General features: G+C 70.0%; 21 protein-coding genes. 7 read left to right on the forward strand and 14 right to left on the reverse strand.

Features of this window, described 5'->3' with window-relative positions:
• Positions 1 to 119: 119 nt before the first annotated feature.
• The 9 genes from ACYQ1K_RS21615 to ACYQ1K_RS21655 form a co-directional block, all read right to left on the reverse strand.
• A complete protein-coding gene (locus ACYQ1K_RS21615; protein ID WP_459985368.1) occupies positions 120 to 1,673 on the reverse strand; it encodes a class I SAM-dependent methyltransferase in 1,554 nt (517 codons plus the stop codon).
• A gap of 1 nt (position 1,674) precedes the next feature.
• Positions 1,675 to 1,860 carry a DUF6752 domain-containing protein gene (locus ACYQ1K_RS21620; protein ID WP_459985369.1) on the reverse strand — a complete coding sequence of 62 codons (186 nt, stop codon included), beginning with the start codon at positions 1,858 to 1,860 and terminating at the stop codon, positions 1,675 to 1,677.
• Complete coding sequence (locus ACYQ1K_RS21625) at positions 1,860 to 3,398, reverse strand: LicD family protein (RefSeq protein ID WP_459985371.1); 1,539 nt, start codon at positions 3,396 to 3,398, stop codon at positions 1,860 to 1,862. The genes ACYQ1K_RS21620 and ACYQ1K_RS21625 overlap by 1 nt, the downstream gene beginning before the upstream one ends.
• 14 nt (positions 3,399 to 3,412) lie before the next feature.
• Positions 3,413 to 3,667, reverse strand: a complete 255-nt coding sequence (locus ACYQ1K_RS21630) for a DUF6752 domain-containing protein (protein WP_459985372.1) — start codon at positions 3,665 to 3,667, stop codon at positions 3,413 to 3,415.
• Positions 3,667 to 5,304 carry a LicD family protein gene (locus ACYQ1K_RS21635; protein ID WP_459985373.1) on the reverse strand — a complete coding sequence of 546 codons (1,638 nt, stop codon included), beginning with the start codon at positions 5,302 to 5,304 and terminating at the stop codon, positions 3,667 to 3,669. Before ACYQ1K_RS21635 ends, ACYQ1K_RS21630 begins: the two co-directional genes overlap by 1 nt.
• Complete coding sequence (locus ACYQ1K_RS21640) at positions 5,301 to 5,732, reverse strand: FAD synthase family protein (protein ID WP_459985374.1); 432 nt, start codon at positions 5,730 to 5,732, stop codon at positions 5,301 to 5,303. Before ACYQ1K_RS21640 ends, ACYQ1K_RS21635 begins: the two co-directional genes overlap by 4 nt.
• A gap of 67 nt (positions 5,733 to 5,799) precedes the next feature.
• Positions 5,800 to 6,204, reverse strand: a complete 405-nt coding sequence (locus tag ACYQ1K_RS21645; RefSeq protein WP_459985375.1) for a hypothetical protein — start codon at positions 6,202 to 6,204, stop codon at positions 5,800 to 5,802.
• A 252-nt stretch (positions 6,205 to 6,456) separates the two neighbouring features.
• Positions 6,457 to 6,765, reverse strand: coding sequence for a hypothetical protein (locus ACYQ1K_RS21650; protein ID WP_459985376.1), 309 nt, complete (start codon positions 6,763 to 6,765; stop codon positions 6,457 to 6,459).
• Between the two features lie 152 nt (positions 6,766 to 6,917).
• A complete protein-coding gene (locus tag ACYQ1K_RS21655; RefSeq protein ID WP_459985377.1) occupies positions 6,918 to 7,373 on the reverse strand; it encodes a COX15/CtaA family protein in 456 nt (151 codons plus the stop codon).
• A 273-nt stretch (positions 7,374 to 7,646) separates the two neighbouring features.
• Between ACYQ1K_RS21655 and ACYQ1K_RS21660 the strand changes: the two genes are divergently transcribed.
• Positions 7,647 to 8,339 (forward strand): MOSC domain-containing protein, encoded by a 693-nt coding sequence (locus tag ACYQ1K_RS21660; RefSeq protein WP_459985378.1) that lies wholly within the window; start codon positions 7,647 to 7,649, stop codon positions 8,337 to 8,339.
• A gap of 10 nt (positions 8,340 to 8,349) precedes the next feature.
• On the opposite strand, the gene ACYQ1K_RS21665 is transcribed toward ACYQ1K_RS21660, so the two are convergent.
• On the reverse strand, positions 8,350 to 8,553 hold the full coding sequence (locus tag ACYQ1K_RS21665) for a cold-shock protein (RefSeq protein ID WP_459985380.1): 204 nt from the start codon (positions 8,551 to 8,553) through the stop codon (positions 8,350 to 8,352).
• A 571-nt stretch (positions 8,554 to 9,124) separates the two neighbouring features.
• Between ACYQ1K_RS21665 and ACYQ1K_RS21670 the strand changes: the two genes are divergently transcribed.
• Positions 9,125 to 9,310 carry a hypothetical protein gene (locus tag ACYQ1K_RS21670; RefSeq protein WP_459985432.1) on the forward strand — a complete coding sequence of 62 codons (186 nt, stop codon included), beginning with the start codon at positions 9,125 to 9,127 and terminating at the stop codon, positions 9,308 to 9,310.
• On the opposite strand, the gene ACYQ1K_RS21675 is transcribed toward ACYQ1K_RS21670, so the two are convergent.
• Complete coding sequence (locus tag ACYQ1K_RS21675) at positions 9,307 to 10,239, reverse strand: acyl-ACP desaturase (RefSeq protein ID WP_459985381.1); 933 nt, start codon at positions 10,237 to 10,239, stop codon at positions 9,307 to 9,309. The genes ACYQ1K_RS21670 and ACYQ1K_RS21675 overlap by 4 nt on opposite strands.
• A gap of 103 nt (positions 10,240 to 10,342) precedes the next feature.
• On the opposite strand from ACYQ1K_RS21675, the gene ACYQ1K_RS21680 reads away from it, so the two are divergent.
• The 3 genes from ACYQ1K_RS21680 to ACYQ1K_RS21690 all read left to right on the forward strand — a co-directional run bounded on the left by ACYQ1K_RS21680 (position 10,343) and on the right by ACYQ1K_RS21690 (position 12,068).
• Positions 10,343 to 11,269 carry a hypothetical protein gene (locus ACYQ1K_RS21680; RefSeq protein WP_459985382.1) on the forward strand — a complete coding sequence of 309 codons (927 nt, stop codon included), beginning with the start codon at positions 10,343 to 10,345 and terminating at the stop codon, positions 11,267 to 11,269.
• Between the two features lie 69 nt (positions 11,270 to 11,338).
• On the forward strand, positions 11,339 to 11,734 hold the full coding sequence (locus ACYQ1K_RS21685) for a hypothetical protein (RefSeq protein WP_459985383.1): 396 nt from the start codon (positions 11,339 to 11,341) through the stop codon (positions 11,732 to 11,734).
• Between the two features lie 166 nt (positions 11,735 to 11,900).
• Positions 11,901 to 12,068 carry a hypothetical protein gene (locus tag ACYQ1K_RS21690; protein ID WP_459985384.1) on the forward strand — a complete coding sequence of 56 codons (168 nt, stop codon included), beginning with the start codon at positions 11,901 to 11,903 and terminating at the stop codon, positions 12,066 to 12,068.
• Positions 12,069 to 12,177: 109 nt separating this feature from the next.
• Here ACYQ1K_RS21690 and ACYQ1K_RS21695 read toward each other — a convergent pair whose 3' ends face one another.
• Positions 12,178 to 12,744, reverse strand: coding sequence for a dihydrofolate reductase family protein (locus ACYQ1K_RS21695; RefSeq protein ID WP_459985385.1), 567 nt, complete (start codon positions 12,742 to 12,744; stop codon positions 12,178 to 12,180).
• 234 nt (positions 12,745 to 12,978) lie between these two features.
• Between ACYQ1K_RS21695 and ACYQ1K_RS21700 the strand changes: the two genes are divergently transcribed.
• Positions 12,979 to 13,818 (forward strand): hypothetical protein, encoded by an 840-nt coding sequence (locus tag ACYQ1K_RS21700; protein WP_459985387.1) that lies wholly within the window; start codon positions 12,979 to 12,981, stop codon positions 13,816 to 13,818.
• A 34-nt stretch (positions 13,819 to 13,852) separates the two neighbouring features.
• On the opposite strand, the gene ACYQ1K_RS21705 is transcribed toward ACYQ1K_RS21700, so the two are convergent.
• Positions 13,853 to 14,566 carry a class E sortase gene (locus ACYQ1K_RS21705; RefSeq protein WP_459985388.1) on the reverse strand — a complete coding sequence of 238 codons (714 nt, stop codon included), beginning with the start codon at positions 14,564 to 14,566 and terminating at the stop codon, positions 13,853 to 13,855.
• A 115-nt stretch (positions 14,567 to 14,681) separates the two neighbouring features.
• On the reverse strand, positions 14,682 to 16,043 hold the full coding sequence (locus ACYQ1K_RS21710; protein WP_459985389.1) for a DUF2254 domain-containing protein: 1,362 nt from the start codon (positions 16,041 to 16,043) through the stop codon (positions 14,682 to 14,684).
• 189 nt (positions 16,044 to 16,232) lie between these two features.
• Here ACYQ1K_RS21710 and ACYQ1K_RS21715 point away from each other — a divergent pair, with 189 nt between their 5' ends.
• Positions 16,233 to 16,946 (forward strand): type 1 glutamine amidotransferase domain-containing protein, encoded by a 714-nt coding sequence (locus ACYQ1K_RS21715; protein WP_459985390.1) that lies wholly within the window; start codon positions 16,233 to 16,235, stop codon positions 16,944 to 16,946.
• Positions 16,947 to 16,969 lie beyond the last annotated feature (23 nt).

Raw genomic sequence — 16,969 nt, forward strand, 5'->3', positions numbered from 1 at the left:
GGCCCGCCTGGCGGGACTGGCGCACCAGCCCGGCAGACCAACCGGGGATCGGTTCCGGCCCGCCTGGCGGGACTGGCGCACCAGCCCGGCAGACCAACCGGAGATGAAGTTGTGCATCCTCACGGATGAGGCCAGACCACCCGCATGCGCGCTACGGCCGGATCTGGCTGGTCGAACATATCGGTCCCCGGCCCGATCTCGAGAAACTCCACCACACCCCCGCGCTCCTCGACCTCCCGCCGGAGCCGCTCCGGGTCGAAGCGGCGGGTGAGTCCAGCAGGCTCCGGCAGCGGGAGGTCGACGTCCGGCACCGCCGCCGAGAACTCCAGGAACAGGGCCCCGCCTCGGCGCAGCACCGCGCTGGCGAGGCGCAGGAGGTTGTCCCGAGCCGCCTCGTCCAGGGAGCCGACGAGACCGCGCGCGTAGAGGTGGTGCGGGTCCCGGACCAAGCGCGCGGTGAGGTGCATCGACCGGCGTACCTCGTTGAGGTTGAACAGCTCCGGGGTGATGAGCTCGTCGTCGGCCTGGTCGCACCGCTGCTGGATGTGCGCGAGCGCCTGCAGCGAGTAGTCGGCCGCGAGGACCTCGTGGCCCTGGGAGCTGAACCAGAACGCGTCACGTCCGTTGCCTGCTCCGAGGTCCACGACCTTCGCAGCGGCGCCGAGCTGCGGCTCGACCCAGCGGGCGAAGGACGACGGCCCGTCGGGCAGGACCTCGACCGCAGGAGCCCGGAAGACCTCGGCCCACGACGTCACCTCGCTGCGGAAGCCGCGGAACCAACCGTCGAGGCGGCGCGTGCCGATCCGGCTGTCCTGGTAGCGGAAGCCAGGGTCGGGCACACGCCACCGAGGCCCGTAGACGAAGGCGAGCATCGCCTGGGGGTGCTTGGGCGCGGGGAACTCGAGGCCCTCGAGGGTGATCGTGCCGAGCGGGAGAAGGTCGGCGTCGACGTCGAGGATGCCGTTGCGGTTGCCGAACTGGTAGAAGGTCCCGTTGATCGTGAAGGCCGAGAAGACGTCGATCTGGGTGTCGGTCCCGTCGGAGAGCGCCCAGATGACCTTCATGTCGCCGCCCGACATGCGCAGCACACGGAAGTCGCGGCTGCGCAGGTGCCGCTGGATCCGGAAGCTCTCGGCGATGATGTCGGCCGGCACCGTGTGAGGGGTGTAGTAGGCGATGTCGACGTCGGAGTCGTGACCCAGCATCGTCCCTTGCCGCACCGCACCGAGCAGGGCCCCGTAGCAGAGGTACGCGTCGAGCCCGCACTCCTCCCGCAGCACCCGGAGCACGGTCAGGCTGGCCTCGAGGACCTCCCGCTTGATGTCGTCGGATGTGTCCGCGAAGGCCACGGCGAGGTGGCCCACCTTGTCGACGTGGTACGGCGCCCCGTGCTCGTCCTCGAAGCGGACCCGTCCCTCACCGGCCCCGAAGGAGACCTCGCCGTCGTGGAGCACCACGTCCCCGTCGTACGTCGCAATGCGGATGCGCGTCGTGCCGGACAGGTGCGGCCGCATCACTGCCGGCCACCCGACGACAACGGCGTTGCCCTCGGACGCACCGTCGCGGCCGGGGGTGAACGACCAGACGTACTGCTCGTCGAAGTGGACGAGCAGAGGCACGTTCGGCGCGTCGGTCAGGACGAGCCCTCGCTCGTCGATCTCGCAGCGCGGCACCTCAGACCGATCGGCGCAGCGCCGCGACGAGCTCCTCGACCCTCGCGTGGTCCTTGTCCTCGACGGCCACGAGGATCTGTGCGAGCTGCTCGGCGAGCTCCTCGACCCGCCGGCGGAGGACGCGGTTGTCGGCGACCTCCTGCTCCAGCCGCGCCACGCGCTCACGCAGGGGCTCGGTGCCGACCATCAGTCCTTCTCCTTCGGGTGTGGCCAGATGACGCGCATGCGACACACGGCCGGGTCGGGGCCGTCGAACATGTCGACGCCCGCGGCGGTCTCTTCGTGGATGATCCTGCCACCGGCGGCTTCGATCTCGGCCGCCACCTGTCGAGGATCGAGACGTCGGACGAGGTGGCCGGGGTCGGGCGCGGGAGCGCCGGATGCGGTCGCGGAGAACTCCAGGAACATCGACTGTCCGCCCCGCAGCGACATCCCGGCGATCCTGAGGAGGTTCGCGCGCGTGGACTCGTCGAGACAGCCGAGCAGCTGGCGGGCGTAGAGGTGGTGCGGGTCGTGGGTCAGCCGGGCGCCGAGCAGCAGGGCTCGTCGCAGCTCGTTGAGCTGGGTCTGGTCGGCGTGGACACCCTCGATCTCGCGGGTGCGGATGAAGGAGCGCCGGGAGAAGTCGATCGCGCGGACGCGATGGCCGCGCTCGACGAACCATCGGCTGTCGCGGCCCGTCCCGGCGCCGAGGTCCGCGATCCTCTCGCCGGCTCCGATGAGCGCCTCAGCCCATCGGGCGAAGTCGGAGGGTCCGGAGGGAACCTGGCCCGCGCGCTGGTCGTAGACGTCGTTCCAGAGAGCCAGGTCGCCGCGGAACCCGCGGAACCAGGCATCGAGCCGCGCGACACCGACGGGGTTGTCCCGGTGGACGAACGACGGGTCCGGCACCTTCCAGTGCGGCCCGTAGATGAAGGCGAGCATCGCCTCGGGGTCCTTCGGCGCGGGGAGCTCGACGCCCTCCAGCGTCACGGTGCCCAGCGGGAGGAGGTGAGCTGCCGCGTCGAACTGTCCGTTGCGGTTGCCGAGCTGGTAGAAGGTCCCCGCGATGGTGAAGGCGCCGAAGATGTCGATGTGGCACAGGGCGCCGTTCGACAGCTTGCGGACCACCTTGATGTCGGCTCCTGACATGCGCGTCACGGTCCAGCCCTGGGCCTTGACGATCCGCTCGATCCGGTAGCTCTCCCGGATGATGTCGACGGGGGTCGTCTGGTGGCTGTAGTAGCACAGGTCGACGTCGGAGTCGTGTCCGATCATCCTGCCGGTGCGCATGGCGCCCAGCAGCGCGCCGTAGCACAGGTAGGCGTCCGCGCCGCACTGCTCGTGGAGCACGGTGAGGACCTCGCGGGTAGCCTCGAGCAGCTCCTGCTTGATCTCCTCGGAGGTCTCCATGAAGGCACGGCCGAGATGTCCGACCTTGTCGACCGAGAGCGGCACTCCGAACTGGTCGACGACGGCGACGCGGTCGGTGGACGTGCCGAACCGGTGCTCGGCGTCCCACCAGACCTGCCGGCCCTCGACGTCCTGAAGGCGGATCTGCACCACCCCGTCGAGGAACCGCATCAGGTTGCCCGGCCACGGCACGAAGGTGCCGCCCTCGCGCTGCTCTCCGTCGCGCGGCGGCGTGAAGGACCAGAGGTAGCGGTCGTCGAAGTGCACCGTCACCGGCTCGGACGGCGGCTCCTCGAGCCAGATCCCCTCCGAGCTGATCTCAGCGGATGTCACGGAGCCTGGCCTGGTCAGATCGTCTTCCGGTACTGGGCCAGCACCTCGGAGACGCGGGCCTCGTCGCGGTCCTGGATCGGGATGAGCAGCTCAGTGACGACGTCGGAGAGCTCGGCGATCTTGCGGTGCAGCTGCCGGTCGGCCTCGAGCTCACGCTCGAGCCGCTGCACGCGGACGCGAAGGGTGCGGTCGAGCACGCCGGTGTCACGCACCCGGTTGCGCACCTTGCGCGCCAGGTCCTTGGCCTTCTCCGCCTTGGCGTTCGCCATCAGACGCTCTCCTTCTTCTCTGTCGGCGCGGAGCCCGCATCGGCGCTGCGCCGACCGGGCCAGATGACGCGCATCCGAGCCACCGCCGGGTCTGGATTATCGAACATGTCCACGCCGGGAGCCACCTCGAGGTGGACGACACGCCCACCGCTGCGCTCGATCTCCTCGGTCAGCATGTCGGGATCCACGCGCGCGACCAGTCCGGCCGGCTCCGGGAGCGGGGCGCGGGGGTGCGGCACAGCGAACTCCAGCCACATGGACTGGCCGCCGCGCAGCGCTCCGGCGCCGAGCCGGAAGAGGTTGTCGCGTGCGGCGTCGTCGAGGCAGCCGACGAGCTGCCGGGCGTAGATGTGGTGGGGCTGGCGCGAGAGCCGCGCCGTCAGGTGGAGGACGTGCCGCATCTCGTTGAGGATCACCTGGCGGGCTCGGACACCCTCGACGCCCTTGCTGTGCGCCAGCGCGCGCGTCTCGATGGACGAGCGGCGCGAGTAGTCGGAGGACCGCACGGGATGACCCTGGGCGGCGAACCAGACGCTGTCGCGCCCGTTGCCGGCGCCCAGGTCGAGCACCGCGTCACCGGACGGGATCTGGGCGTGCACCCAGGCGGCGAAGTCGGACCCCTCCGTCAGGAACGGTGAGCCGGGATGACGAGCGCCGCGCAGCAGCGGCGTCCAGGCGCCCATGCCCTGCCGGAAGCCGCGCAGCCACCCGTCGAGCCGCTTCATCGCGTGCCGGTCCTCGGCAGGGATGAAGGCCGGGTCCGGGACGCGCCACGAGGGCCCATACCAGTACACGAGCATGGCCTCGGGGTTGCGGGGCGCCGGGAACTCGTGGCCGTCGAGCTCGATCGTGCCGAGGGGCAGCAGGTCGGCCAGGTCGAAGTGGCCGCTGCGGTTGCCGAGGACGTAGAAGAGGTCGTCGATGACGAACGCCGAGAAGATGTCGATGTGGCAGGCGCCGCCGTCGCTCAGCACCCAGATGACCTTGAGGTCGCCGCCGGACATGCGCATCACGTTCCAGCCCAGCGCCTTGAGCTGGCGCTCGATGTGGAACGTCTCGAGGATGATGTCGGTCGGGTTGGTGTGGCGGGTGAAGTAGCAGACGTCGGTGTCGGTGTCGTGCGCGATCATCCCGCCCTCCCGCACGGCACCCAGAAGGGCGCCGTACCCCAGGAAGGCCTCAACCCCGCAGCGCTCGTGCAGCTCGCGGATCACGGTCTGGGTGGCCGCCAGGATCTCCCGCTTGATGTCGACCGAGGTCTCCTCGAACGAGCGGGTCAGGTGGCCCATCTTGTCGATGGCATACGGGTGGCCGTGCCGGTCGACGAACTCCACCCGGCCCTCGCCCGCGCCGAACCGGTGCTCGATGTCGCAGTAGACCTCGGAGCCGTCGAGAGTGGCCAGGCGGACCCTCGCCGCACCCTGGAGGAACGGGAGGAGGACGCCGGGCCACCCGATCGACGTGCCCCCGTGGGTCTGCAGGCCGTCGACGGAGGGAGTGAAGGACCAGATGTGCCGCCCGTCGAAGTGGACGAGGACCGCTGGGCTGTGAGCCCCGACGCCCTTGATGAAGAGGCCGGCGTCGTTCATCTCCACCCGACCGGCCGCCGCGCGAGTCGGCACCGCCGTCGCGGTCATGACGCAGCTTCCCCGCTGCGGGAGAGGTGCCGGCGCAGGGCGGTGCTGGAGGTCTGGATGGAGTACGGGAAGTAGACCACCTCGACCCCCACCTCGGCCATCTGCTTCTCGAGCCGGTCGCCCTTGGCCGAGCCCTTCCAGTCGTCGCCCTTGAACAGGCGGTGGAAGCCGACCTCGCGCCAGGCGTCGCGCTTGTCGAGCGTCACCTCGACGTACGTCGCGTCGACCATGCCGATCGCGTCCACGATCGCGACGCGCTCCTCCAGCGGAACCGTGGGGCTGATGCCCTTGCCCAGCTCGCACATCTCGTCGGAGACGACGCCGGCGACGAGGACGTCACACCGGCTCCGCGCCTGCCGCAGCATGTTGAGATGCCCGACGTGGAAGAGGTCGAAGACGCCTGGGACATACCCGACGATCTCGCTCATGCAACCTCCTCTTCCTTCTTCCCGTGTGTGCCGCTCAGCCTAGGTGAGGGCACCGACGGCCACCGAATCACTCGCGCCGCGACACGCCGCGCTGCCTGCCCGCCGCCCGCGCGACCTTGCGGTCCGTGAGCACGATCCACCATGCGAGTGCGGCCCCTGCCAGGACCGCGAAGGTGAAGAACGCCATGGCGATCGCGGGGTAGCCGAACACCCGATCCTTGCTGGGCACCCGCATCATCATCGCCGCGCCCAGGATGGTGGCGGCGATGATGATTCCGATGGTCACCCGGTTCGCGACACGGTGGAGCACCGTGTGCAGCCGCTCCTCGTCGAGGACCCGCACACGCATGCTGAACTCACCCTCGGCGAGATCGTCGAGGATCCGGTTGCCGCGCTTCGGCAGCATCGAGGCGAACTCCTTCGCCTCGATCGCGGCTGCCATGACTCCGGCCAGCCGAGACAGCGTCTCCACGTCCTCGCGGGCGACCTCGCGGACGTTGGGCCTCTGGCGGCAGCAGGTCGACCCTCGTCGAAGGCGAACTCCTCGAGACCGGCACCGGAGATCAGGTCGGAGCGCCCGTGACGGGCCAGCAGTCGGGCCAGGGCGGCATACCTGCCGACGTTTCGCACACGGAGCGCAGACATGTCCCGAGGGTGCCCACCTCGGCGGGCGGCCGAAACGTGAAGCCCGTCCCGCAGGGCAGCGCTGTCAGCGTCCCGCCGCTCACATCTCTCGCTGCTCGCGCCGCGCGTGAAGACGCTGCTGGGCGGCTGAGAGGTAGGCCATGCACGGCGCGTCGCCGTCGGGGTGCTTCTCCTTCAGGTGAAAGATCCATCGATCCATGGCGGCCATGAACCCGTTGTCCTCCCCGGGGCGATAGGCGGACCACGTGCGGTCGCCCTTGACGGTGCACTCGGAGCAGCTGATCTTGTAGACGAACCGCCCGTCGGCGCCGACGTCGATCCTCACCGTCGCGAGGGCACCGCCCTCAGCGGCGGCCTTCCTCTCGCGAGCGGATCGGCTCGCCGGCATGTCAACCTCGGTTCCTGTTCCACCTGGTGGGCGCAGACGCCCACAGCAGCGCCATGATCGCGGTGAGCCTCAAGCGTAGCCACCGTTCGACGCTCGAGTACGGCGGGGCGTGCTCGCCGCCGCTGCTGTCGCCCTCCATCAACGGCTGTGGGCTAGCGGACCGGTTCAGCGTCGCGCGCGGCACGAAGCGGCAGCCAGACCGAGAGGGCCATCAGGCCCATCGCCAGCGGGATGTGAAGACCGGGCCAGCTCGGGTGGTCGCCGATCCCGCCACCGAGAAAGCCCTCGAGCATCACCAGGAGCAGCAGAGCGGCGGTGCCGACGATGAGGCTCGGTCGTGACCGGAGCCGCCAGACGGCGACCACGAGCGAGACGAGGGCGAGCAGGATGGCGGCGCGGCCACCCCAATCATGGACCTGGACGAACATGGACTGTGAGGAGCTGGCGTCGAAGTCGCGGCCCTCACGGATGAAGAGGCCGGCCCACAGGCCCTGCAGGAGAATCACCAGCGCGGTCAGACCGACAACCGAGGCGAACAGCGGGTCTCGGGTTCTGACCGAACGAGCGGCTTCGCTGGCGGCGGGCTGGCGAGTGTCGGTAGAAGACACGATCTCTCCAAACAGGTTGAGGACTCAGGACCACCCGGACTGGGCAAGAAGATGCCTTTGTAGCCGATCCATTCTGGAGACACTCGCTTCGCCACAGCCCTTGACCCCGATTTAGCCCGCACTTAGGAGAGCCTTAGGGGTCGCGCGTCTGCTCTCAGTGCAACTCGGCCCGTACTCCCGCGTCATCGCCCCACGCGGCAGCGTCTCTTCGCCGCTAGCGGCGTGCCTCCACCCACGTCAGCCGGTGCTCGAACCGCGTGCGAGGCTTGACCTGTGCGGCTCGACTACACCGTCACCCGGCTGTCGGTGACTGCGATCAAAGGACTGTCGCTCCGCCATCCTGACTCGATCGAGCTGACGACGCGCGGCGTCGTCGGCGATCGCCTCTTCTACCTCGTCGACGACGACGAAGCGCTCCAGAGCTGCACGCGCCATCCCGGGCTGTACGGCTTGAGCGCGGCGTATGACGCGGACGGTCGACGACTCGTCGTCGCCCGTGACGATGAGGTGCTGGTCGACGGGATTGCCGAGGTGGGCGCGCCCGTCGAGGACACGTGGACCGGGGAGCGCCTCCAGGTCGGCGGCGCTGTCCTGCGCGCGGGCGGTCCGGTGAAGCGCTGTGCTGCCACTACCCGGAACCCGGACTCCGGAGCGGTGGACCTTCAGACGCTCCGTCTGATCCTGGACTACCGTGGCCGTCAGGACTCCGAACTGGGGCTGGGCGCGAACTTCGGGATCTACGGTGCGGTGCTCGAGCCTGGGACGATCTCGGTCGGAGACAGCCTGAGCGTGTGCGCAGGTGGAACCCCCGTCCGAACGGTCGCGCACTCGCGCGGTCGATCCGGTCATCGATCTCGGCGGGGTCGGGCACACCCCCAGACTAGGCACGGCACGGTGGCCGATGTCTGCGCGCGTGACGCACGAATGCCCCGGACACAGCGGTGTCCGGGGCATTCACAGCGGTGATGTGCAAGCCTCAGATGGCGCGCACGTTCTCCGCTTGCGGACCCTTCGGGCCCTGCGTGACGTCGAACTCCACCTTCTGACCCTCGTCCAGGCTCTTGTAGCCCTGGGTCTGGATGGCGGAGAAGTGAACGAAGACGTCGTCGCCGCCGCCGTCCTGCGCGATGAAGCCGAAACCCTTGTCAGCGTTGAACCACTTGACGGTTCCCTGAGCCATGATGTGAATCCTCGATCTCAGCGGCGCGGACACCATGCCCGCTGCCAGTCAGAGCCACCTGCGCGAACCTGATGCCCAGTTGAACCGAAGACCAAGAGAACAAGAAGATGCGCCGCCGTTGGTCGGCGGCCGAGAGCGCAACCGCTCCCTCCAACACAGGAAAGGTACCACTTGCGCTCGGGTTGGGTACGAGAGCCCGTGACCACCGCGCGACCGACGGCTTCGTGCACGTCCGCGGCGCCAACGAGCACAACCTCCGCAACGTCGACGTCGACGTCCCTCGCAACGCCATGGTCGCCTTCACCGGGGTCTCCGGCTCGGGGAAGTCGTCGCTGGCAGTCGGCACCTTGTACGCCGAGGCGCAGCGTCGCTACTTCGAGTCGGTGGCGCCCTACGCGCGCCGGCCACGTCCCGCTCGTCGGTCGGCACCCTCACGACGCTGTCCATCCTGCTGCGGATCCTCTACTCGCGTGCGGGCAGCTACCCCGCTGGCGCCGACCACCTCCCCGCCGAGGCGTTCTCGCCCAACACCGCGGCCGGCGCGTGTCCGCGCTGCGACGGTCTGGGTGTCGTGCACGACGTCACCGACGAGCAGCCGTCGGTGGTCATCGAGCCCGAACGCGACCGCATCGACCTCGGCCCGGGCGGAGGGGACGCCGGCGGTCGGGTCGTCGCGACCGGCACGCCGACCGACATGTCAAAGGCCGGAGACAGCGCGACCGCGCCGTACCTCGCGAGGCGGCTCGAACGGACCTAGCTGGCGTCGCGAGCGGTCGCCCGAGCACGGGTGTCCTCCCGCCGGTCGACGAACTTGGTCGCTTGGACATCGAGCGCCTGGAGGAAGGTGCTGAGCTCCTCCCGGGCTCGGTCGCCGTCGGGTCCCAGGTCGGTGCGATCGAAGACATTCCAGTGCCGCAGCACCGGCATGATCACCTCGTCGTGATGCAGCCGCAGGTCGTAGATGCCAGCCTTCGCGATGATCATCGAGTTGCGCCGGAAGCCCGCCATGGAGGCACCCGGCATCTCGAAGCCGATCACCTCGTCGGCGATCGCGCGCATCGTGGCGTCGGGCGCGATCTCCAGAGCCGCCGAGACGATGTTGCGGTAGAAGACCATGTGGAGGTTCTCGTCCTTGGAGATCCGGGCGAGCAGCTTGTCGGCGATCGGGTCGCCGGTGACCTTGCCGGTGTTGCGGTGGGAGACCCGGGTTGCGAGCTCCTGGAACGACACGTAGGCCACAGCCTCGAGCACCGTCTTGTCGCCGGGCCTGTAGCCGGACGTCATGTACTCCATCCGGGCCCGCTCGAGCTCGACCGGGTCGACGCCGCGCGTCACCACGAGGTAGTCGCGCATCGCGATGCCGTGCCGGTTCTCCTCCGCCGTCCAGCGGCCCACCCAGGTGCCCCAGGCACCGTCGTGGCCGAAGCGTGTCGCGATCTCGCGGTGGTAGGACGGAAGGTTGTCCTCAGTGAGCAGGTTGGTGAACATGGCGGCCTTGGCCGTCTCGGAGAGTCGGGACTGCTCAGGGTCCCAGTCCTCGCCGCCGAGGAAGGCGAAGTCGCGCCCCTCGCTCCACGGGACATAGTCGTGCGGATGCCACTCCTGCGCCAGGGCCAGATGGCGGTCGAGGTTCTCGGCGACCACGGGCTCGAGGTCCTCCAGCAGATTGGTTGGCGTCGTGCTCACGGAAGCTCCCTTTGATCGCATCGCTTCGAGGCTATGGCAACGCGATGACAGCACGGTGAAATCCGGCGTAGAGATGCGTCACACCTGCCCTAGGGTGGCGGCCATGCTCCGTCGCTGGCTCCCCGTCCTCCTCATCGCAGGTCTGCTGCCGGTAGGAGGCGCCGCGCACGCCGCTCCCGTCGCGACGTGCCAGGTGTTCCCGAAGGACAACTACTGGCACGCCGACGTCAGCCGGCTCCCCCTCGACCCCCGCAGCAGCACCTGGCTCGCCCACATGAACACGGGACGCCACCTGCACCCGGACTTCGGGCCGAGCTACGGCGACGGTTCCGACTACGGCATCCCGATCACCGTGGTGACGAAGAGGCACCGGAAGGTGCGGGTCAGGTTCGACTACCGGTCGGAGAGCGACCGCGTCCGATACCCGCTCGGCCGCGACACCAAGATCGAGGGTGGGCGCAATTCCAGCGGCGACCGGCACGCGATCGTCGTCGACAAGACGACGTGCCGGCTCTACGAGACGTGGAACACCCGGAAGGTGCGGGGCACCTGGCGAGCCGGCTCGGGCGCCGTGTGGAGCCTTAGGAGCAACAAGCTGCGGCCCGAGGGCTGGACGAGTGCCGACGCAGCCGGGCTGCCGATCTTGCCGGGACTTCTCCGGTGGCCCGAAGTCAAGGCCGGACGGGTCGACCACGCGATCCGGTTCACCGTGTCGCGCACGGCCAGCCGTCATCTGTGGCCGGCGCGTCACGACGCAGGGTCGACGACGAGCCAGGCCTATCCCCCGATGGGGGCCAGGTTCCGGCTCGCCGCGGACTTCGACACACGCGGCTACGCGTCGTACACCCGGACCGTGCTGGAAGCGATGAAGAAGTACGGCATGGTGCTGGCCGACAACGGATCGGACTGGTACTTCCAGGGCGCACGCTCGGGCGGCTGGCCCGACCGCGTCATCAGCGAGCTCAAGACCATTCCAGCGAGCGCGTTCGAGGCTGTCGACACCGCGAAGCTCCCGCACCCGGCGCACTGAGGCTCCTCTACGCCACCGGGGTGAGCCGCGGGCACGTGTCGGGAACCGGCGCGCGCGTCGACGCGTCCCATGGCCATGAACCGTCTGGTCGTGGCTCTCGTGCTGCTCGCTCTGACCGCCTGCAGCAACGACGACGCCTACGTGTGCGGAGCCTGCTTGGGGTCGTCCTACTCCCTGGCTGGGATACCCGCCGACGTCACAGCGACCGCAGTCACGGTGTGCGTCGCGGACCTGCAGTGCACCCGTGCCCCTGAGCCCGAGCACATCAACAGCCTCGGATCCCAGTCGCTGCCCCTTCCCGACTACGTCCGCCAGCGGGCGCTGGTCGGCGAGACGATTCGAGTCGTGTTCGAGACCGGCTCCGCGACGTGGTCGGGAGAGAGCACGCTCGGCTGGCACGCCAAGGAAGGCCCCTGTGACTGCTCGGGGCTTCGCGTCGTCGTCCAGATGGCCGGCACGCCCTGACCTGCGAGCCCCGGAGGGCTGACGCGGCTGACATCTCTGCACCCAGGCGACGCCCTGGGCTCAACAACCGGGCGTTCTCCGCACTCGCGATCGCACCAGCGCTGCCGATGCGAAGATCGCGCAGGGCAACATGGCTCCCTGGAGCTCACAGGTCCCGGTCCGCGGCATGCCTGCCAGGATCGAACTGCCGTCGGTGACCGTGGACGTCCTCCGCGGACAGTCCCTGTTCGTCGTCGCCGTAGCGACCAACGACATGTACGGCCGGTTCGGCAGCCGTACGCCGGGTGTCGTCGTTCTTCAAAACGCGACGGTCGCCCTCCCTGTCGTGCACTGAGCGCCGGGGGCGTGGTTCCCGGCACCCTCGGAGTGCGCCATTGCTCCGCCTGCCGGCGGTGTAGGGACCCCGGCCGCGCTCGACGTCGTGTGGTGAGGAGTCGCGGCTGTCAGGTGGCGGTTCGCACACGGTGGCGGACGTAGATCACGCCATTGCGGAACCGTCGATGGTCCAGCAGCTCGAGGTCGAGTCGGACGCCTCGCGGCAGCGCTGGCTTTCCGCCGCCCACGACCACCGGGCACAGGAGCAGCACGCACTCATCGACCAGCCCGTGCTGGAACGCCTCGGCCCCGATCGTCGCGCCGCCGATGCTCAGGTCGGAGCTGGACGACTCCTTGAGCCGTCGTACCGCCTCGGGGTCGAATCGCCTCTCGATGCGCGTCCGCGCCGTCGAGACCGCTTCGAGCGTCGAGGAGTAGACGACCTTGTCGGCGTCGCGCCAGATCCCCGCGTATTCGCGGACGACCGGCGGCTCGGTCGCCAACCAGTCGTCGCTCTCCCAGATGCGCATCGTCTGGTACATCCGGCGGCCGTAGAGCGAGGTGCCGATGTGCCGCTCGTGCTCGTTCCAGAACGCGTGCACCTCCTCGTCAGGCACCGACCAGTCGAAGGAGCCGGTCTCGTCCTCGAGGTAGCCGTCGAGCGAAATGTTGGCTGCGTAGATCAACTTGGCCACTGGTTGCCTCCGGCCCGGGCGAATACGACGGGTGCAGCACAGCAGCCCCAGAGTGAGTATGCCGGTCGTGATCCCCCCGGTCGACGCTTCTGTCTGCCCAGCCAGGGGACTCACCGGGCGCCCTCGTCCCCCAGGTTCGGTATTCGGCCGTGATTGTCGTGACCCTCGGGATGCCCGCTCGTTGCTCGGTCAGCTGCAGAGCTGCAGCTGGTGTGATCGGCGGAGGGAGCCATCATGACCGGAACATCAAGGGTGGTCGCCGGTGCGGTGGTGTGCGCGGTGGTCTCACTCTCCGGGGTCGTCGGCGGTCCGGCGCAGGCAGATGGCGGGGCCACGCCCACCCTGGGAGGCGCCGTCGGGGCGGTCGGGGGCGCGGTGGACAACCTGGGCGGCACGGCCGGCGGGGCCGTAGGTGGCACAGGTGATGCCGTCAGCGGCACGGCGGGCGGGGCGGTTCATCAAGTCACTGGTGTGGTGGGCGGCGCGGTGAGCGGCGCCACGACCTCGGCGGGGAGTACGGCGCACCACGTCGTCGGCTCGGTCGGTGGACGCCTCCCGCAGCAGCCGCACGCCAGCACGCTGACCTCGGGGCCGACGACGAGCGCCGGCACCCCACAGCACGCGACCGAGGCTCAGCCCGGGACCGTGCACGTCGTCCGTGCAGGGGCGGCCGCTCCGGCGGTGAAGGATCCGGCGCCAGCGACTGCCGGCCGCAGGATCTCGCCGAGGGGAGAGCGAGCACGGCGGGTGCCGGTGTCCCGAACAGCACCTGCCCCTGCGCGCCTCCTCATCCGGGCGACGATGCGTCCCGAGTGGTGGAACCGGTCTGCCGTGGCCGGATCCACGGGGAGCATGGAGGTCGCCATGCCGGCGAGCTCCGCTGACGAGTCCTGTCGCTCGGCGAGTCTCGCGTTCGCGGACCTTCGCCGCTGCGCCCACGCCAGCATGCTGATCCCGCAGCTCGGCGGGCCGGGTTCGGTGTGGCTGCCGTTGAGCTTGGCGATGGTGGGCACCGGCGTGGTGTTGGTGGGCCGCCGGCGCCGCGGTTCCACCCGCACTGCGCCGGTGGGATAGGACCGGTGGGACAGGACCGCGCACGCGGGACCCGTCAGGGCCGGTGTCGGGTCGACTCCAGGTGCCCGAAGGCGACGTACCGGTCGTCGGTGTGGAAGAGCTCGGAACAGGTGGTGAGCGTGATCAGCCGGCTGCCGGCGGGACCGCTGGGCGGCCCGACCCCGCCGTCCGGGTTGCGGGGCGCCGGATCGAGCACCCAGCCGGCGGTGAACGGCACCACCAGCGCATCCCCGCCGGTGTCGAGGACATAGGTGAAGACGCTCTGGCGGGTCTCCACCACGATCCGATCCCCCGGCCGGAGCTCGGGCATGTCGCGGAGCGGCTCGCCGTGGGTGACCCGGTGACCCGCCAGCGCGTAGTTGCCCAGACCGCCCGGCGGTGCACTGCCGGCGTAGTGCCCGAAGCCCGCGGCCAGGACCCTCTCCGACGTGCCCTCCAGGACCGGCACAGCGAAGTTCCGGCCGAACCGCGGGATGCGGACGATCGCCTTCGCGGCGACCGGTCTGCCACCGGGTCCCTCGGAGACCACCGCTGAGTCCTCGCCGCGCTTCCAACTGCCCTCGATGGAGGAGATCACCTTCGCTTGGGTCCGGTGGGCGACCCACGTGGTTCCCCAGTACTCCCAGGCGAGCCATCCCGACACGGCGAGACCCGCGCACACCAGGATCATCCCCGCCGCGGTCATCGGGGACACGCGGCGCCCCGAGCGCCCCGAGCGCACCGGCCCGCGAGTGGCGCGGGCCCTCATGCCCACCTCATGCCGCGATTCGCACCCACGGCTCCCCTCTGTGTCAAGACCTGCCGGTGCGGTCGTCGGTTGCGTGGCGCCGCGTGTGCTGACGTCCAGGCGTGGCACGCCGAGCTCAGCCGGACCGTCCCTGCGGGGGCCGGTGCTTGGTCAGCGCAGGAAGGTGGAGGGACTCATCGAGGTCGGGTACGGCGGCGACGTCCGCACCCGACCCGATGCCCTCAGTGTCCGGCGTGAGCGCTGCGACGACGTCCTCCTCGTCCTCGTGGCAGCGTCGGACCGCGGCGTTCAGCAGCCGCAGCTGGCGGTCCAGTGGTCCCTGCCTCTCGGGTGGCGCCACGGCCTTGAGGTCTGCCAGGGCCGCGCACATCTTCCTGGTCACCTGGGGCTCTGCCGCCCCGGCCAGGCGGATCTCGTCGAAGGCCAGCCGTATGTAGCCGTCCCAGCTGACGGTCCGCTCCACCAGGCGCACGACGCCGTCCTCGTCACGGTGCTCACGGCTTGGCAGGGAGCGAGCGGCGATCTGGCGCAGCAGGTCGTGCAGCCGGTGGAGGGCCTGGACCGCCGTCGTCGGGTCGTTGAACGGCTGCGCGATCGAGCGTACGGCGATGTCGACCAGCTTGCGGAAGCCGTAGGCGAGGTCCTCGGTGTGCACACGCTCCGGCCCGAGGAGGACGTGGCGGGTGACGTCGCTGGCCTGGAGCCGAGCGGCAGCATCCCCGTGCGCGGTCGCCGTGGACTCCGTGGCCGGATGCACCCGGAGCAGAGGTGCACCGCCGACCACGAAGTCCCCCATGACGGGGACCAGCTCGAGCACGCAGTCGGCCTGTCGGGCCGCGGCGACGAGGGCGGGGCGATCGACGCGGATCACGTTGCCCGGTTGTGCGGCGACGATCCCGTCCGGGCCGCCGGTGACCACGGGCGCCTCCCCGTGCTCGCGGACGATGAACTCGCGGCTCCGGTCGCCGACGAGGTCGATCAGCCCGGCGACCCGCAGCCCTTGGCCGGCGTGGTGCACGAACAGGACCAGCACGACGATGCTGGCGAGCATGAGGACGTAGGACAGGAGCATCGAGAGTCCTGGCACCGTGCCGGTGTCGGATCCGCGGATCTCCCGCAGGGTCAGCACCACGACGAGGAAGCTCCCGCCGAACAACCCGATCGCCAGCTGGCTCCACCGGTCGGTGAGCAGCGCCCCGACGATACGGGGCGAGAACTGGCCCATCGCCAACTGAACGGCGACCAGGGTGACCGTCAGGACGAGGGTCGTCAGCGACACCAGGGCGCTGGCGAAGGAGGACAGGATGGTCTGGGCGTCGGAGGGCGTCCCGGTCAGGCTGTGCGGAACGAGCTGGTACCCCGTCAGCCGGTCCACGGCGAGCGTTCCGACGGCGAGGAGAGCGCCCGCGATCAGGCACCCGATCGGCAGCAGCCACAGGCTCGAGCGGACGAAGCGCTGGAGCCGCAGCTTGCTCATCGGAGGGGGCCTGCGGCCCGACCGGGCGCCGCCTCGACCGGCGGAACGCCTACTCCTCCTAGGGAACCGACCATCCGCGACGGTACCCGCTGTGTTCGCGCTCACGCCCCGACCGGCGCTTCGGCCGTCCCCTCAGAGTGTGGGATGCCGGGGCGTGGGTAGCGGAGAGAGGGAGCACAGGAGGTGGAGATGTCCAACAGACGTACGCTCAAAGGCCGCCGGATCGCGGTCCTCGCGGCCGATGGGTTCGAGAAGGTCGAACTGACAGTGCCCGTGCGGGCCCTGCGGTCGGCGGGCGCCACGGTCGACGTGGTCTCGCTGCGGCGAGGGCGCATCCGTGGCCTGAACCTGAACCTTCCATCCACTCGCGTGCGGGTGGACAGGACCGTCGAGCAGACCGCCCCCGACGAGTACGACGGCCTCCTCGTGCCGGGAGGCTTCATCAACCCGGATCTGCTCCGCCAGTCGGCACCTGCGCGCGACCTGGTCCGCGACTTCGTGGAGAGCGGCAAGCCCGTCGTCACGCTCTGCCACGGGCCGTGGGTGCTGGCCTCGGCGGGGGTCCTCCAGGGCCGCACCGTGACGTCGTGGGCGGGCATCAGGGACGACGTCGTGAACGCGGGGGCGACCTGGCTCGATCAGGAGGTCGTGCGCGACGGCAACCTCACCACCAGCAGAGGACCTCAGGACATGGCGGCATTCGTGCCGGCGATGCTCGACGCGTTCGCCGCCGGCCCGCTCACCGCCCCCGCGGAGGGCTCGACTCCTGCGTCGGACCCACAACGAACCAGCCCACCCGACGTCGTCACGGCAGCGACGCGCTGGTCGCCGAGGCCGCTGACCGTCGCCGTGGCCGCCGTCGGCGTGGCCGCGCTGGCGAGGCGGGTGCGGCTGGCCCGTTGAGGCGCGGGGCCCGGTCACACCTC

The organism is Nocardioides sp. AN3, from assembly GCF_054653495.1.